Origin of the sequence: Devosia crocina (genome assembly GCF_900116545.1) — a bacterium.
GTDB lineage: Bacteria > Pseudomonadota > Alphaproteobacteria > Rhizobiales > Devosiaceae > Devosia > Devosia crocina.
The window spans coordinates 361813-378184 of the sequence record NZ_FPCK01000004.1 but is presented as its reverse complement, the minus strand read 5'-3'; the positions used below and the strand labels follow the sequence as shown (position 1 = coordinate 378184).

The following is a 16372-nucleotide window of genomic DNA, read 5'->3' as shown; positions in this document are numbered from 1 at the left end:
GGGAGCTTAGGCGACGCTGGTGGTGGAAACAACGGCAACGATAGCAGTGCCAAGGTTGTCGGGAACGGCGGCGGGAACGTTGGCGGGAACGGTGGCGGGAACGGCGGCGGGAGCGGCGGCGGGAACGGCGGCGGCAACGGTGGCGGCAACGGCGGCGGCAATGGCGGCGGGAACGGCGGCGGGAACGGCGGCGGGAACGGCGGCGGGAACGGTGGCGGGAACGGTGGCGGGAACGGTGGCGGGAACGGCGGCGGGAACGGCGGCGGGAACGGTGGCGGAAACGGTGGCGGCAACGGTGGCGGAAACGGTGGCGGGAACGGCGGCGGGAACGGTGGCGGAAACGGTGGCGGGAACGGCGGCGGGAACGGTGGCGGAAACGGTGGCGGGAACGGCGGCGGCAACGGGGGAGGAAACGGTGGCGGCAACGGTGGCGGCAACGGCGGCGGCAACGGCGGCGGAAACGGTGGCGGGAACGGTGGCGAGAACGGTGGCGGCAATGGCGGCGGCAACGGCGGCGGCAATGGCGGCGGGAACGGCGGCGGCAACGGCGGCGGCAACGGTGGCGGGAACGGTGGCGGAAACGGCGGCGGAAACGGTGGCGGAAACGGTGGCGGAAACGGCGGCGGGAACGGCGGCGGCAACGGTGGCGGCAGCGGTGGCGCTAGGGACAAGTAGGATGTGCTAAGGTTACTAACCAGTTGGAAGGAAAAGCATGTCGGCTTTCACCTCACGCTTGACTATTCTGACAGCTTTGTTCGCTCTGCTGACGACAGCGGCTTTTCTAGGAGCCTGGGTTCCTGCAGATGCGAAACTTTGGGAGCTTCGCTTTCGAGCTGCTGACAGGGCTCCAAGCGGTGATGTGATTTTCGTCGATATCGATGCGTCAAGCTTGGCAGAAGTGGGCATATGGCCATGGCCCCGATCTCTTCATGGCCGGCTGCTCGACCAACTCATGCACATGGGGGCGTACGAGGTCGCCTTTGACATTGACTTCAGCAATTTGAGCAGCCCGGCGGAGGACCATGCCTTCGCTTCAAGCTTAAACCGAGCTGGCGGCTATGCCTACCTCGCGACGTTCCGACAGCTTGATGCCTCCGGAACTGAGGTGTGGAACCACCCCATACCAATCTTAGGGGATTTCGCCCAAGCAGCACTGGTCAATGTCGATAGCTTGGAAGCTGGGATGGTTTGGTCTCTACCTGGGAGAGATGACTCTGAGCGTGTTCAGTCCATCGCTGGTCATTTCAACCCAGGCAAGACTTTACCCGACAGCGTACATATCGACTATTCTATCGATATGTCGCAGATCGTCCGCGTTCCCGCGAGTGCCGTTCTCGATGGCACTGCCGACCCTAACCTCATCGACAATCGACAGGTCGTGATTGGATCGAGCGCCCTGGAACTGCACGATCTACTTCTAGTGCCACGCTTCGGAGTTGTTCCCGGTCCCGTCGTTCAAATCGGCGCGGTTGAGACCGTTAGACAAAATCGAGCGCTGACCGACTTCGGTCTATGGCCAGCGGCAGGGTTAAGTGCTCTGTTCATGATCGGTAGCCTCGCTGTACCCAGACTTAAGCTCGGCGCAGCGCTGGTCGCGTCCATAGCTGCCGCAATTGTGCTCGAATTAGCGACCAACCTGCTGTTTGCTCTCTATGCCATACAGATCGACACAACCCTCTTTTATTCCGTAGTCGCAGGCCTTGTCGTCATCCGGCTGTTAGAAGAACGTGCGGTGCGAAGGCGTGAATTGCGCCTGCACCACGAACGTTTGGAGTACCTTGCTCATCATGACGAGCAGACGGGAGCACTTTCTCAGTTCGCTTGGTGCGCGAGAGTAGGGCTGCTGGAGAACGGCGGCGCCAAGTTCAACACACTGCTGCTGCGCCTCGATGCATTGGAGACCACCGGTGCCAGTTTGGGATTTGCAGTCGCAGATCAGGTGGTGGTTCAATTCTATCGGCGGCTCATGGAAGAGCGAAACTGGCCTGTCGGACGGATTGAAAGCCGGACCTTTGCAGTCGCGGTAGACGGACCGGTGGGAGAACTCGCACTGCACCAGCTTTGGCATCGGCTTGAAGGGCCGTACGATGTAGAAGGACACCTGATCCTCATCTCTCTGCGTTACGGCATCTCTGACTATCGACTAAAGCGTTCCGCTGCTGATGCATTGCAGGAGGCGCGGACAGCTCTGGCGATGGCTTCGCGCCAGGACAAAAAAGGATGCACCTATAACTCCGGCTTCGAAACCGAATTAGAGAACCGTCGCGCATTGGATATAGCCTTGAGAGGTGCCATCGAGAGGAACGAGCTTGATATCGAGTTCCAACTCCAGGTGGATACGAGTTCGCGGGCGGCAACGGGTGTTGAGGCTTTGCTCCGCTGGACCAGTCCGGAATTTGGGCGCGTGTCACCGGCTCGTTTCATCCCGATAGCGGAGGAAAATGGTGCTATTGTTCAACTTGGGAGCTGGGTTGCCCACGAAGCTTGCAGGAGAGCAGTTGCCAACGGTTGGCAAGGTCGCTTGTCGGTCAATGTATCTCCTGTTCAGTTTGCGTCCTCGAACGTAGTCGAGATGATCCGCTCGGCGCTTCAACAGAGCGGGTTCTCTCCTCTTCGGCTTGATGTCGAGGTAACCGAGAGTCTCATCGCGGACGGGGAAGCCTCAATCTTGGAAGCCTTGACGGATCTTCGTGCACTCGGAGTCTCTATCGCCGTGGACGATTTTGGCACCGGCCATTCTTCCTTGAGCCACATTGCGGCGCTGCCGGTGGACAAGTTGAAAATCGACATGTCGTTCGTCCGGCAGATCACCTCGCAACGCGGAGTTGCCGTGGCTGAGACCATCGTTCAGCTTGGGTCGCGCCTCGATTTGTCCATTGTCGTCGAAGGAGTAGAAACACAAACAGAGTGTGACTTTTTCGCAGGTCTTGGGTGCCACACTGTTCAAGGTTACCTTTTTGGGCGCCCCGGCCCACTTCCGGCATCAGCCGAGGTGAAAACTGCTGCCTAAGCTGCAAGCGTTTACCTTTGCCGTCGTGCAGCTTGCGGGCCTCTTTAGCAGTGGAGCCAACGGCTAAGAGATCATCGAAGCTGACTGTCGGCTGAAACGTTATGGTGGAAAAAAACCGGACAGTCCGCTCCCCACCCCGAAGCCGCTGGGCAGCAGTCGACCCCATTTCGGTCATTCGCGGTGCATGCCGACAATGGTAGCCTATTGCCCAAAGCGGTCATTTGCCTCGCCGCCGCCTCGGATGAGCTTTATTCATTGGTTTTGGGTGTGCTCGGTGGACCATCGCTGAAGCAAGGCTTCGCAGTCGGGGGCGGCTCCTTCAGCCATACAGACTATGAATGCGCGCCGAGCTAGGTTGGCACTGTCAGCGAGCGCTACTCCCGTTGCCTCCTGAGAGTTATGCACGCTGCTGCCGCGAAGCTCATAGAGGGTCGCAATCTTCTGCTGGAGTGCCTCGCGCTTCCCACCAGGCTTCTCTAAGTGAGTAGCTATTGCCTTGGATAAGCGCTTCGTCAGGTTGTTCGGACCCGGTCGGAACAGTGTTTCCAGGGCGGCCCATATCATCACCATCGCCGCGCCGGTTGAGTGGGCAAACGGAGCTTGATCCCAAGTCTGGTAAGCCCGGTTAAAATGTTCGATGTCCATAAGCGCAGCGCCAGGCGCGAAGAGTGTCGCCACGGCCGCTAGCTGCTCGCCGCCAATCGTATCATCGGACGCCCTTGGCCCCAGCCTTGGCCTGGATGCCTCGATGGGCCAAAGTCGCGGTTCATGCACAGTATGCGCAGCCTCGGCAAACCGAGTGTCGGACATCACCGGCAGGAGCAACGGAAGGCCGGTGATCAGGCGCAATAGGGACAGGGTCCACCAGATAGTATTTACCCTATCGAAGCCCACAGGCGATGCGCCTTCGGCCAGCGCCACCTCGATACAGACGTCGAAGCCAGCACCACCTGATACGGGACGCCACGGACCTGGGTGCGGCTTCGATGGAGAATCGGGCTGGGCAAAGGCCATAATGAAGGGGGCCATTACGTGCGCGAACGTCTCACGAATAACCAGCCCGCTTGCCACCTCAAACTGCTCCACCCCTAATCGCGCTCCGGATACGCCACCGTAGATGGCGCTCTGCTTTGGGTCGAACTGGAGGTTACGTCGTGGACGCGGGCGGCCCTCCGCAGCGTCCCGTAACTCCTCCAGCTTGTCGTCAGAAACGTGCTCCATCCCCCATGGGTATCTGCCGCCTTAGTGGGCCGCAACTGTCAGGTGCGTCGGCTTCTGGTTCGGAGCGGTCTAAAGAGTGACAAAACCTGCCAGTCCGCTTCCCACCCCTTTCTGGCATGCGACGCTTCTTCAAGGGATGGCAGCTTTTGGGAAAGCTCAGAAGGGTCCTGAACGGCCGGAATGGGGCGCAAAGCTGCGGTGACCGGTGGGCTGGCCGGTCACATAATATGAGTGAGCTCTGCGGTGGTTTTTTGCGCTCGGCAGCAGCTTCGCATCAGGGGTGAGAGAGTGCTCACGTTTAACTCCACCCATCGGAAGCGTTTACCCTCGCATCTTGGTCAGATCACGCCTAAGGCGCGCATCGACTCGGCGACTGTCACGAACCCCGCGATGTTCGCCCCAAGCACATAATTGCCAGGCGCCCCGTATTCCTCTGCCGTTCTCGCACAGTTGTCATGGATGGTGCGCATGATCTGAGCCAGCCGCGCTTCGGTCTGCTCAAAAGTCCAACTGTCTCGCGATGCGTTCTGCTGCATTTCCAGCGCCGAGGTGGCAACGCCGCCCGCATTGGCCGCCTTGCCGGGTGCAAACATTACGCCCGCTTCTTGGAAGAGGCGGACCGCCTCGGGGGTAGAGGGCATATTGGCGCCTTCACCCACCGCCATGACCTTGTTGGCGATCAGGGCTTTGGCGTCTTGTCCCGTAAGCTCATTCTGTGTGGCGGAGGGCATGGCCACATCACATGGCACATCCCAGATCGAGCCATCCCGCGCCTTGATGAAGTATGTGCCGTGGCTGGCGCCCTTGAGGTCGACGTATTCCGATATGCGGCCACGGCGCACCTCCTTAACCTGCTTCAATAGCCCAAGGTCTATGCCGCCTTTGTCAACGATGTATCCGGAACTGTCGGAAACAGCGATTACGGTTCCGCCGAACGACTGAACCTTTTCGACGCTGTAGATTGCCACATTGCCGGAGCCGGAAACGACGACCTTCTTGCCTTCGAAGCTGTCGTTCCGCGTCTCTAACATCGACTGCACGAAGTAGGTGTTGCCATATCCGGTTGCTTCGGTTCGGGCGCGGGAACCGCCATAGAACAGGGCCTTTCCGGTTAGTACGCCAGCCTCGTAGCGGTTGGTGAGACGCTTGTACTGACCGAACATGAAGCCGATCTCGCGGCCTCCCACACCGATGTCCCCAGCCGGCACGTCGGTGTATTCACCGATGTGCCGATGAAGTTCGGTCATGAATGACTGGCAGAACCGCATCACCTCGCCATCCGAGCGCCCGCGTGGATCGAAATCGGATCCACCTTTGCCGCCGCCGATGGGCATGCCGGTCAGGGCATTCTTGAATGTCTGTTCGAAGCCGAGGAACTTAATGATCCCGATATTGACGGAAGGATGAAAACGGATGCCGCCCTTGTAGGGTCCGAGGGCTGAGTTGAATTGCACGCGGAAGCCGCGATTGATCTGGACCTGCCCCTTGTCGTCGACCCAGGGCACCCGGAAAATTATCTGGCGTTCAGGTTCGCAAATCCGCTCGATTAAGGCTTGGTCGAGATATTCCGGCCGCTTTGCAACAACACGTCCAAGGCTCTCCAGAACTTCTCTTACGGCTTGGTGGAATTCGGGTTCACCCTGATTGCGGTGAAGAACCTGGTCGAAAATCGTTTGAAGCTTGTCGTCGATCATATCGCCACCCTCGGCCCAATTGCTGTGCAGGTGCATACGACGAGGCGGGGCCGATTTGAACAAGAAAAAGGCAGTCTGCCCAAATGGTCGGCGGATAGAAATAAAGGCTCGACCCTGCCGGAGCAGGATCGAGGCAGCTTCATTGCACCTGGGCGTCGGGCACCGTCATGCCGTGCGGGTGCTCGGCATTGGGAACATGGGTCAGCAGTTCGCCACTGGGCGCAACGGGCACGGCTCGGTCGGTCTCGTAGTCATAGAAGGCGCCGTGCAAGGTCCAGTAGCTACCGGCGATGATGACCAGTGCGGCCACCAATCCGGCTGGGACGCTGCCGAGAGCGGGCGCCGTGCCCTTCAGCTTCAGCCCCGAGGTCGTCGGATCGGCAGCGATCAGGAACAGCGTTCCCATGATCAAGGCGTGGCCGACCAGGTCGATGCGACCGAACGGATAAACCGCAGCCGTAAAGATGACGATCAACGCCACAGCCGACAGGCGACGGATCAGGGCAGTCCAGAGAAGACCGAAGCCCATCGTGAACTCGGCGACGCCTGCCATCGGGATGAAAACGTCCCGGGGCATGCCGAAGGTGAGGAAAGGACGTTCCTCGACCAGCGGATAGAACCACTCGGCATAGGCGAATTTTTCAAGGCTCGACCACATCAGGGCGATGGCGACACCCCAGCGAAGCAACGCGAAACGATGCTGGTAGAACTTGCTCTCCGGATTCGAGGCGAGGGCCAGGTAGCCAGCGACACCGACGCCCAGCGCCAGGTAGTCGAGAAGGTGGAAGAAGTCGTAGTCGCGTAGCGCGATGACCCACAGGCCAATGATACCGGCAGCGGCCAGCGGCATCGTCCGGCGCGAGAACACCAGCAAGGCGATCAGCAATTGCAGCCACGAAACCCATTCGTTGGGCGTTTGCAGGTCTGGCGTGAGGTACACGCCGCCAACGGCAAAGATTGCCACGAAGAAGGCGCCGATGATCGCCCGCATGAAGTCATCATTGCGCGCCCAGATTGCACCGGTCAGCCGATCAAGCGACGCGCCGATTGCGGGACCGGCGGTGCTGCGCTCGACCAGGACTGTTGCCGCAAAAAATGCGAGCACCAGAACGATACCGGTCCAGAACCATCCGTTCGACAGAGTGTCGGCGATGGGGGCTGGAGCCGCGCCCACGACGTAAGGCGCGAACCACTTGACGTGGGCATGGGCAGGTGTCGCCGCCAGCAGTGCCGCGACCACGGACACGACAGGAGCACCGACCGCGATGCGGCCAAGGCGCCGCCTCAATCCGTTTTCTGCCACGCCAATTCTATCGGTAATCACTTTAAGCTCCATCACTGCTGCATCCCTGCAGATGACGGCACATAAACATCCATCACCGTTGCAGGTTTGACCTGGATCAAGCGCCGCACGATTTCTTTGGCGCATGGTTGGGCCATCAAGAAAGAGGATCAAGATGAATTATGTGCAGTGGGGCGCGGCTGCCGTGCTCGGTGCCGCTTTTGTCGGAGCGCTTGTGGTCCAGGATCAGCCCGCCAGCCTCGCCGCTACCCTGCCGTTGCCCGACATCTGCGGCGACGCGCAGGCGAACCATGGAGGCATGTCGATGCAGGAGCACATCGACATGATGGCAGGCAATGCCGACGCGGGGCACGCCGCGCTGCTGCAGACAATGGAGCCCATGCATTCCGAGATGATGCGCGGTATGACGGCGGCAGACTTCCAGACCGCGTTCGTCTGCTCTATGATCCCACATCACCAGGGCGCCGTAGCGATGGCGCAAGTTGCCCAGCAGTACTCCAATGACCCTTGGATACTCATGTTTGCGCAGGAAATTATTGCGACGCAGCAGGTCGAGATCGCGGAAATGCAGGCCTGGCTAGCTCGAGCCAGCAACTAGCTGGAGCAGGAGTGTGGGATTTTGCTCTAACGCCTCGGAAGCGGCCTGGACCGCAAGCTGCTGGAGAACGCTGGCTGCTCTGCTTCCACAGCACAGTACGCTTTCGGGCCGACGTTCCAGGTTGTCGAATGTCCGCTTGCCATTGGCACTGCCGATTTAGAACTTCGCGTTTGCAGCGGTGTAAAACGCTCTTGGGTTCTATCGTGAAGGTCCGCTGTCGTCTGTTCTATGGATGAACCAGAGGTGACTGGCTCGGCGGTAACCATCTCATATCTTGGTGCGGGCGAGACACCAAGCAGCACGACCGCTTTCGGCAAACCGAAATGCCCACTCAAACGGCCGGAATGGGGCGCGATGCGGAACACGCGCGACTGTTGCCTTGTCGCTGGTCCGCGAGATGGGTTTAATTGACGGCGGGATGGGGCCGCCTACTCAAGCGCTAGAGTATTCCTTCACCACACATTGTAGGATTTCGGCTCTGCTGTCGCCGGTGTACACGCCGTTCAATCGCTCAATCAGCATTGCTACGGCGCGATGTGCGAGCGCGGAGGGGGCAACCCCAACCCGCGTCAAGGTGGGCCGGACATAGCGCATTTCCGGTTGGTCGCCGAAGGCGGCGACGGCGATGTCATCGGGCACGCGGATCTTGTGGTCGTGGAGGCGCGCCAATCCCGCCATCGCCATCAGATAATTGGCGAAGAAAATGGCGCTGGGCATGTCGCCCTTGTGATTTTTCACCAACCAATCGACTGCCTCTTCGCCTGAGGGAGCAAGATAGGTGCCCTCGTATCGCAGATCGGCAAAAGGGGGGGCGCCACTGTCGGCAAGGCCCTTTTCGAGACCATCCGCGCGGGCCATGGCTTCGGCGAAATGGGCAGGGCCGGTAACGTGGGCGACGCGGCGATGGCCCTTCGCGGCAAGCAGTTTCCCCATCGCATAGCCGCCGCCGAAATCGTCGATCTTGACGCTGTCGACCGCCTGGTTGGGCAGGTCGCCAATGAAGACCGTCGGTATGTCGAGCTTGAGCAGTTCGTCGTGCATGCGGTGAAGCGCGAAGTCGCCGACAATGAGCCCGTCGACCCGCTTGTTTCTGATCTGACGCAGATATTCGCGATTATGGTTCTGTGGGTGCCCGCCAGGCACGTCCGAGTTGAAGATCATCGTGTCGAGCCCTATGGCCTCGAGGTCCGACTGTGCCGTCTTCACCAGTTCGGGGTAGAAGGGGTTGCGAATATCGGGGATGAGCAAGGCCACGATATTGGTGCGGCCAGTGCGTAGGCTCTGCGCCTGGGGATTGGGGACATAACCCATCTCGTCGATCGCCGCGAGGACGCGGGCGCGCAGGTGCTCGGAAACGCGGTCGGCGTGATTGAGCACATGCGAAACGGTGGTGCGGGAGACGCCGGCGCGTTCAGCAACCTTGGAAATCGTTGTCATGAGGGGATCGCTATCATTGGCAAAATCGATTTGCAAATTGATTTGTGAATGCATTTGCAAAAGGGAAATTGCTTGTTATGGTGACCGTGTCGGATAGCGGCCAGACGCTGTCGACGGGATGGGAATGGGTTAGCACGGACAAGAAGCCGGCAGTCCATTCGGCCATCGGGAGGACATCGATGCTGCACTTCGACTCTGTCACTTAAGGCTTCGGGCGCCGTCTTCTATTTCATCGCAATTGTTTCTCGCAGTCGCCGTGCGGCGCTGCGTAGTCACGCCTTTGCTTCATCCAGCCATCGCAACGAGCGCCCATTGGCGCGCGACCGGATGGTTGCTGCCTCAACGCTGCGGAATACCACATGAACGCTACCTTTTCCGGCCTCGACGTCAATCTGGGCAACCTTTATCGCCTGTCACAAGCTAAGACCCGCTCCATTTCACCGGAGAATTTCACCGGTGAAAAGGGCAGGGGCGGCATGGCCACCGAGGGAACTGGCGCCGATTGCGCCCGCGGTCTCGGCCAGGGCTGGAAGGTGTCGCCGTCCATCCGTATCGAAGCCAATGAAACCCGCGTTCTGGCTGATATCGAGGGTCCGGGTGCCATCCAGCAGATCTGGCTGACCACGGCCAATCTGCGCTGGCGCGACCTGATCCTGCGCATCTATTGGGACGATCAGGAGCATCCTTCGGTGGAGGCGCCGGTGGGCGACTTCTTCTGCTCCGGCTGGAACCGCTTCGCGCAAGTGACCTCGCTTGCCGTCTGCGTCAATCCGGGCCGCGCCTTCAATTGCTATTGGCAGATGCCGTTCAGGAGGCGCGCCCGCATCACCATCGAAAACCGCGATCCCGACGATTTCGGCATCATCTACTACCAGATCAATTACGCGCTGGCACATGTGCCCGAGGATGCGGCCTATTTTCACGCCCAGTTCCGTCGCACTAATCCGCTGCCGTTCAAGGAGGACTACACCATCCTCGATGGCGTGAGCGGGCAGGGTCAATATGTGGGCACCTACATGGCTTGGGGCGTCAACAATGCCGGCTGGTGGGGCGAGGGCGAGATCAAATTTTTCATGGATGGGGACAAGCAATTCCCAACCATCTGCGGCACCGGCACAGAGGACTATTTTTGCGGCGCCTATAACTTTGACGGCGGCGTCGTCGATGCCACCATGGACAGCCGCTATCGCGAATTTACCACGCCCTATGCCGGGCTGCCGCAGGTGCTTAGGCCCGACGGTACCTATCAGAGCCAGACGCGCTTCGGCATGTATCGCTGGCATGTCCACGACCCGATCCGCTTCGATAGCGACCTGCGCGTGACCATCCAGGCCCTCGGCTGGCGTACGGAAAAGAAGGATCGGCGCTACCTGCCGTTGCAGGATGACATCGCCTCGGTCGCCTTCTGGTACCAGACCCTGCCCACGGCGCCGTTCTCGCACCTGCCCGACCGCGACTATCTCGAGGTCATCTGAGCATGCCTTTGCTCCGCTACATTGCCGGGCGATTGGTGGTCTACGGGCTCGTGATCATCTTCGCGCTTACTGTGCTGTTTTTCGTTCCACGTCTCGGTCCCACGGATCCGGTGGAAGCCATGCTGGCCAAGGTTGCCTCGCAGGGAGCCTATATGGACCCCGCTCAGGTCGACACGCTGCGTCAGTCGCTCATCGATACCTTCGGCCTCGGCGGATCGCTCTGGGAACAATACGGCGCCTTCGTCAACCGCATCATATTCAGCGCCGACTTCGGGCCATCGCTCTCCATGTACCCAACTCCGGTCATGGAGCTCATCTGGAATGCGCTGCCTTGGACCTTCGGACTGTTGCTCAGCTCGACGTTGATTGCCTGGGTCCTCGGCAATTTCGTTGGCCTGCTCTCAGGCTGGCGGCCCAATGCCAATAGCTCGAGGGTAATGGAAGGCATCGCCATCTGCCTTTATCCAATCCCCTATTACATCCTCGCGCTCGTGCTCTCGATCCTCTTTTCCTACGTCTGGAAGATTTTTCCGCTCACCACCACCATCCGCGGCGCGCCCTGGAGCTGGGAGCTTGTCACCAGCATCGTCTGGAACTCGTTTCTGCCGGCCATGTCCATCGTAATCGTGGTGTTTGGCTGGTGGGTGATCAGCGTCAAGGCCCAGACCACGGCCCTTAAAGAAGAGGAGTTCTCCCGCTATGCGCGCCTCAAGGGGCTGAGCGATGGGCGAATCCTCACCCGCTATATCCTGCCCAATGCCATCCTGCCGCAGATCACCTTTCTCGCCCTCCAGATCGGGCTGATGTTCAACGGCTCGCTGATCACCGAAATCCTCTTCGATTATCCCGGTCTTGGTCTGCTTATCTATACAGCAGTGCTCCAGGGCGACTTCAATCTCCTGATGGGAACGATCAGCCTTTCGGTCATCGCTGTCGCCACTGCGACCATGATCATCGATCTCATCTACCCCCTTCTCGATCCTCGTATCCGGCACAGGTAGACCGATGCGCAGCTTTTTCACTCATGCGCCGTTCCGGCTCTATCTCGGCCTCTTGCTGCTGGCAGTCTGCGTCGTGCTCGGCGGCATCCTGCCCTGGCTAGCTCCCGGAGATCCGCTCGTCTGGTATTCTGCCCCCCGCAATCAGAATCCCAGCGCCGCCCACTGGCTCGGTACGACAAGTCTGGGTCAGGATGTCTTCTGGCTCCTCGCCTATGCCCTGCGCAATTCCATCATCCTCGGGCTGATCGTCGCCGGTCTTTCTACTATCATCGGTGTATTTCTCGGCCTTGCTGCCGGCTATGCCGGGGGGTGGCTTGATCGGGTTCTGAGCTTCTTCATGGATGCCTTGCTGTGCATCCCGACCTTGCCGATCCTGATCCTGATGGCAGCTTTGTTTGGCGGCCAACTGGCCTTGCCGATCGTGGGCCTGCTTCTCGTTGTCTTCAACTGGCCCTATCCCGCACGGCAGGTGCGTGCGGTGGCGCTCACCATGCGTGAGCGCGAATTCATCAATGTCGCCTGGTTCTCGGGGGAGTCGAGCACGCGTATTCTCGTGCGCCACATCTTCCCCTATATCGCCGGTTGGTCGGCAGCCAATTTTATCAACACCGTCCTGGTTGGCATTTCGACCGAGAGCGCTTTGGCGGTGATCGGCCTTTCGAGCGCGCAGCAGGCAACGCTTGGCACCATGATCTATTGGGCCATCAACTATCAGGCACTTCTGGGCGGCAAGTATGTGTGGATCGGTTCACCGGTCATCGCCATAGTCGTCCTGTTCATCGGCCTTTTCCTCGTCTCCTCAGGTCTTTCCATGAAGTCCGCTGCCCGGAGGATGAGCGTATGATTAGCATCGACAACGTCACTGTCGGCTATGGCACAGTCGGCTTCATAACCGCGGTCGATCAGGTCAGCCTCACCATCGGGGACAACGAGATCGTCGGCATTGCAGGGGAATCGGGCTCAGGCAAGTCCACTTTGATGCGGGCTATCTACGGCGACTTTTCCACCGGCCTCGGCATCAAGTCCGGCACCATCGCCGGCCGCTTCACGGACGCCGCCAGCGACCAGACGATTGAAAAGCCATCAAGCCAGTTCCGCGACCTTTGGTGGGACCAGATCAGCTATATCCCGCAGGGCTCGATGAGCGTGCTGAACCCGCTGATGAAAATCGAGCAGCAGGTCGTCGATGGGCTGCCCAAGCGCGAACGCGGTGGCAGCCGGAAGGACCTGCGGGCGCGCATCGCCAAGTTCCTTGCCGGGTTCGGGCTCGAGGAAAACGTGCTCGATGCCTATCCGCACCAGCTTTCGGGCGGAATGCGGCAGCGCGTGCTGGTGGCCATCGCCGCCTTCGTCAATCCACGTCTCATCCTCGCTGACGAGCCGACCACGGCGCTCGACGTGGTGGTGCAAAAGAAGATCCTGCTCATGATGGTCGAAATCCAGCGGCGACTGCAGAATACGCTGGTGCTGGTCAGCCACGATCTCGGCGTCCACTACCAGATCACCGATAGGCTGGTGATCATGTACAAGGGTAAGATCGTCGAAGCCGGTCGGACGGCCGATATCTTCGCCAATCCCCAGCACGACTATACGCGCAATCTCATCGCCTCGCTGCCGCGCCTCCACGGCCAGCGGGCGGTCGATCGAGTGGGAGCGGGCGCATGAGCGACGCTCCCATTCTCGAAGTCCGCAATGTCAGCCGGTCCTATCGCAAGGGCGGGTTCTTCGGCGGCACGCACTTCAAGGCGGTTGACGAGGTGTCGTTCACCCTGCCGGCGAAGCCCCAGGTCTTTTCCATTGTCGGGGAATCCGGCTCAGGCAAGACGACGCTGGCGCGCATGGTGCTGCGGCTGGTGGAGCCGAGCGAAGGCGATATCCGCCTTCTCGGTCGGCCCCTGACCGGCAAGGAGGGACGGATCAATGATCTCGAATTCCGCCGGCTGGTGCAGCCGATCTTCCAGAACCCCTTCGAAGCCTTTAGCGCTTATCTGCCGATCGAGGATTATCTCCGGCGCACCGCGCTCAATCTTAGGGTAGCGAAGACGGTCGAGGAGGCCAATCAGCTCGCCGACCGGGCGCTGCGTTCGGTCAATCTCAGCCTCGAGCGCATTCGCGGCAAATATATCCGCCAGTTTTCCGGCGGTGAATTGCAGCGCATCAGCGTCGCCCGCGCGCTCATCCCGCAACCGAAACTGATCGTCGCCGACGAACCGGTTTCGATGGTGGATGCGAGCCTGAGGATGTCCATCGTCAATCTCTTCCGCACCATAGTCGAAGAGCAGGGCGTGTCGTTCATCTATATCACGCACGACCTGTCCACTGCCTATTACCTCTCGGACCAGGTGGCGATCATGAACCGTGGGCGTGTGGTCGAGAGCGGCGTGCCCACTGACATCCTCGACAATCCGACCGAGGCCTATACGCGCGAATTGATGGCCGCGATCCCGACGGTCGGGGAGCGCTGGAGCGAGCTCGAGGACATCGGCCGAACCTATCCAACCCATTCATCCCGGCAACAGACTGGCTCAAACCAGCCGCCGGCCAATGCCTGAAGCAAACGGAGGAACATTTATGTCACCAATCCAAGTTCACCGTCCACAAAGGGCCCTGATGGCGCTCGGACTCGCCGCCCTCATGGGCGGCACCATCCTGTCCGGCGCCACGACGTCCGCATGGGCACAGGAGATGACCGATGTCGGCACGCCGCGTGCCGAAACGCTTGTCGTCGACATGCTCAATGCCCGGGTCGGTAATCCGACCAATATGAACATGTATCAGCAGGGTGTGACCATCAATCACGGCTATCACCAGATGGCTGGGGCCCTGCTTTATGACATCGACACGGCCGCAGGATCGCAGATCCCTGACCTTGCGGCCGAAATGCCCATGGCCAACGAGGACTTCACCGTCTTCACCGTGCCGCTGCGGCAGGGGCTGACCTGGAGCGATGGCGAGGCTTTTACAGCCGACGATGTCATCTTCACCGACCAGATGCTGCGCAACACGCCGACGCTCGGCTATAGCGCTGCCTATACGGCCCAGATTGCCTCGATGACCAAGGTGGACGACCACACCGTCGAGATTACCACCACCAAGCCGACGCCACGCCTCGCAATCGTCCTCGGCTCCGTGATCTACGGCAATCCCTTCCACATCGTGCCCCAGCATGTCTGGGAGGGAGAGGACCCCGCAACCTTTCCCAATTTCCCGCCGGTCAGCATAAGCGCCTATAAGTATAAGGACCACGATCCGAACGGCACCTGGTTTCTTTGGGAGAAGCGCGAGGATTGGCAAAATTCCGATGTTGGTCAGATTGTAGGCGAGCCCAAGCCGCAATATGTGCTGTTCCGCAGCTATGGCACCGAGGAACGCCGCGTCTTGGCCATGGCCTCAAACGAGATCGACATCCTCACCGATATCTCGCCGGAAAGTCTCGAGATCCTGCGCAATCAGAACGACAGGATCCGTGGCTGGTTCACCGATTTCCCCTATGCAAATCTCGATGATCCGTGTCAGCGCGGCATGCATTTCAACACCTCCAGGGCGCCCTATGACGACGCGCGGACGCGCTGGGCGCTGGCGCTCGCCATCAACGCCGAGCAGGCCAGCATCGCCACTTTCTCGGGCATGATGAGGGCTTCGCCCCTCGCCATTCCACCCACCACGGTGCTCATGGATGCCTATCATCAGCCCATGGCCGAGTGGCTGAGCGAATTTGCACTCGAGGATGGCTACCAGCCATTCGATCCGGACTATGCTCTACGTCTTGGTGAACGGCTCCGCTCGGAAGGCGTGGAAAACATACCCGAAGACCCCGAAGCCCTGCGCGAACTTTTGGGTGTCGGTTGGTGGAAGCATGACCCGGAGCAGGCGACAAAGCTGCTGCTCGATGTCGGCTTCTCCAACGATGGCGGCCAGTGGAGAAAACCAGACGGCACGCCGTTCACGATCAATATCCTTGCTCCCGCCGATTTCGAGGTGCAGTCCCAGCGCCTGGCATTTGCCGTGGCCAATGAGTGGAGCCAGTTCGGCATCCCTACCCAGGTCCAACAGATGCAGGCAGGTGCCTTCTTCACCGCCGAGAACACCGGCGATTATGAAGTGGGTTCCTATTGGGGGTCTTCCTGCGCCATCACCCCGGACCTCTTCGTGCGGATGGAGGGTTGGCACAAGGACTATGTGCGGGAGAATGGAACGCCGGCCTCATCGAACCAGGGGCGCTATGTGGACGACGAGCTTAGTGCGCTGATCGAGGAACTCCGCGCTATCCCCGCCGATGATCCGCAGATCGTGCCGCTTGGCACGGAGATCCTCAAGGAACTTGCGGAGGGTCTGCCCGTAATCGAGATGTTCGGCACCTCCAAATTCGTGCCGGTAAACGAGACCTATTGGACCAACTACCCATCGGCCGACAATTACTACGAGGGCCCGTGGTGGTGGTGGAGCAATTTCAAATTCATCGCCGCCCAGCTCGAACCCGTCGCTGTGCAGTAGGACATAAAAGCGGCCGGTTCCGCCGGCCGCTTTTCGACTCCCTAGAATTTTTGGAAAGGCCGCTTAAGAAGTTCACAGAACAGCTCTGAGGGAGCGGTCTTGTGACGGCAGCTATTGGGAGTTTCCCAACAGCTTGGAA

Annotated in this window: 13 protein-coding genes; 9 read left to right on the top strand and 4 right to left on the bottom strand. The window is 59.9% G+C overall.

Annotated features, from left to right (window positions below):
- Positions 1-19: 19 nt before the first annotated feature.
- Together BM364_RS18700 and BM364_RS17810 are read left to right on the top strand one after the other, a co-directional pair.
- Positions 20-685 (top strand): hypothetical protein, encoded by a 666-nt coding sequence (locus BM364_RS18700; protein WP_244542941.1) that lies wholly within the window; start codon positions 20-22, stop codon positions 683-685.
- Positions 686-712: 27 nt separating this feature from the next.
- Entirely contained in the window at positions 713-3010 is a 2298-nt protein-coding gene (locus tag BM364_RS17810; RefSeq protein WP_092427042.1) for a putative bifunctional diguanylate cyclase/phosphodiesterase, read from the top strand.
- A gap of 252 nt (positions 3011-3262) precedes the next feature.
- Here BM364_RS17810 and BM364_RS17805 read toward each other — a convergent pair whose 3' ends face one another.
- The 3 genes from BM364_RS17805 to BM364_RS17795 form a co-directional block, all read right to left on the bottom strand.
- Positions 3263-4231, bottom strand: coding sequence for a hypothetical protein (locus tag BM364_RS17805; RefSeq protein WP_092427039.1), 969 nt, complete (start codon positions 4229-4231; stop codon positions 3263-3265).
- A gap of 338 nt (positions 4232-4569) precedes the next feature.
- On the bottom strand, positions 4570-5925 hold the full coding sequence (gene gdhA / locus BM364_RS17800; RefSeq protein ID WP_092427297.1) for an NADP-specific glutamate dehydrogenase: 1356 nt from the start codon (positions 5923-5925) through the stop codon (positions 4570-4572).
- A gap of 139 nt (positions 5926-6064) precedes the next feature.
- On the bottom strand, positions 6065-7249 hold the full coding sequence (locus tag BM364_RS17795) for a hypothetical protein (protein WP_244542940.1): 1185 nt from the start codon (positions 7247-7249) through the stop codon (positions 6065-6067).
- Positions 7250-7382: 133 nt separating this feature from the next.
- On the opposite strand from BM364_RS17795, the gene BM364_RS17790 reads away from it, so the two are divergent.
- Entirely contained in the window at positions 7383-7826 is a 444-nt protein-coding gene (locus BM364_RS17790) for a DUF305 domain-containing protein (RefSeq protein WP_175528662.1), read from the top strand.
- A 432-nt stretch (positions 7827-8258) separates the two neighbouring features.
- On the opposite strand, the gene BM364_RS17785 is transcribed toward BM364_RS17790, so the two are convergent.
- Positions 8259-9263, bottom strand: a complete 1005-nt coding sequence (locus BM364_RS17785; RefSeq protein WP_092427291.1) for a LacI family DNA-binding transcriptional regulator — start codon at positions 9261-9263, stop codon at positions 8259-8261.
- A gap of 359 nt (positions 9264-9622) precedes the next feature.
- On the opposite strand from BM364_RS17785, the gene BM364_RS17780 reads away from it, so the two are divergent.
- Genes BM364_RS17780 through BM364_RS17755 form a run of 6 tightly spaced genes read left to right on the top strand, consistent with a single transcriptional unit; the run spans position 9623 to position 16233 of the window.
- The gene (locus tag BM364_RS17780) at positions 9623-10738 is read left to right on the top strand and encodes a glycoside hydrolase family 172 protein (protein ID WP_092427033.1); all 1116 of its coding nucleotides are present in this window, start codon (positions 9623-9625) and stop codon (positions 10736-10738) included.
- A 2-nt stretch (positions 10739-10740) separates the two neighbouring features.
- Positions 10741-11739 (top strand): ABC transporter permease, encoded by a 999-nt coding sequence (locus BM364_RS17775; RefSeq protein ID WP_092427030.1) that lies wholly within the window; start codon positions 10741-10743, stop codon positions 11737-11739.
- Positions 11740-11743: 4 nt separating this feature from the next.
- Positions 11744-12583, top strand: coding sequence for an ABC transporter permease (locus tag BM364_RS17770; RefSeq protein ID WP_092427027.1), 840 nt, complete (start codon positions 11744-11746; stop codon positions 12581-12583).
- Positions 12580-13404, top strand: coding sequence for an ABC transporter ATP-binding protein (locus BM364_RS17765; protein WP_092427024.1), 825 nt, complete (start codon positions 12580-12582; stop codon positions 13402-13404). Before BM364_RS17770 ends, BM364_RS17765 begins: the two co-directional genes overlap by 4 nt.
- Complete coding sequence (locus BM364_RS17760) at positions 13401-14291, top strand: ABC transporter ATP-binding protein (RefSeq protein WP_092427021.1); 891 nt, start codon at positions 13401-13403, stop codon at positions 14289-14291. The genes BM364_RS17765 and BM364_RS17760 overlap by 4 nt, the downstream gene beginning before the upstream one ends.
- Positions 14292-14349: 58 nt before the next feature.
- Positions 14350-16233 carry an ABC transporter substrate-binding protein gene (locus BM364_RS17755; protein ID WP_244542939.1) on the top strand — a complete coding sequence of 628 codons (1884 nt, stop codon included), beginning with the start codon at positions 14350-14352 and terminating at the stop codon, positions 16231-16233.
- Positions 16234-16372: the final 139 nt, after the last annotated feature.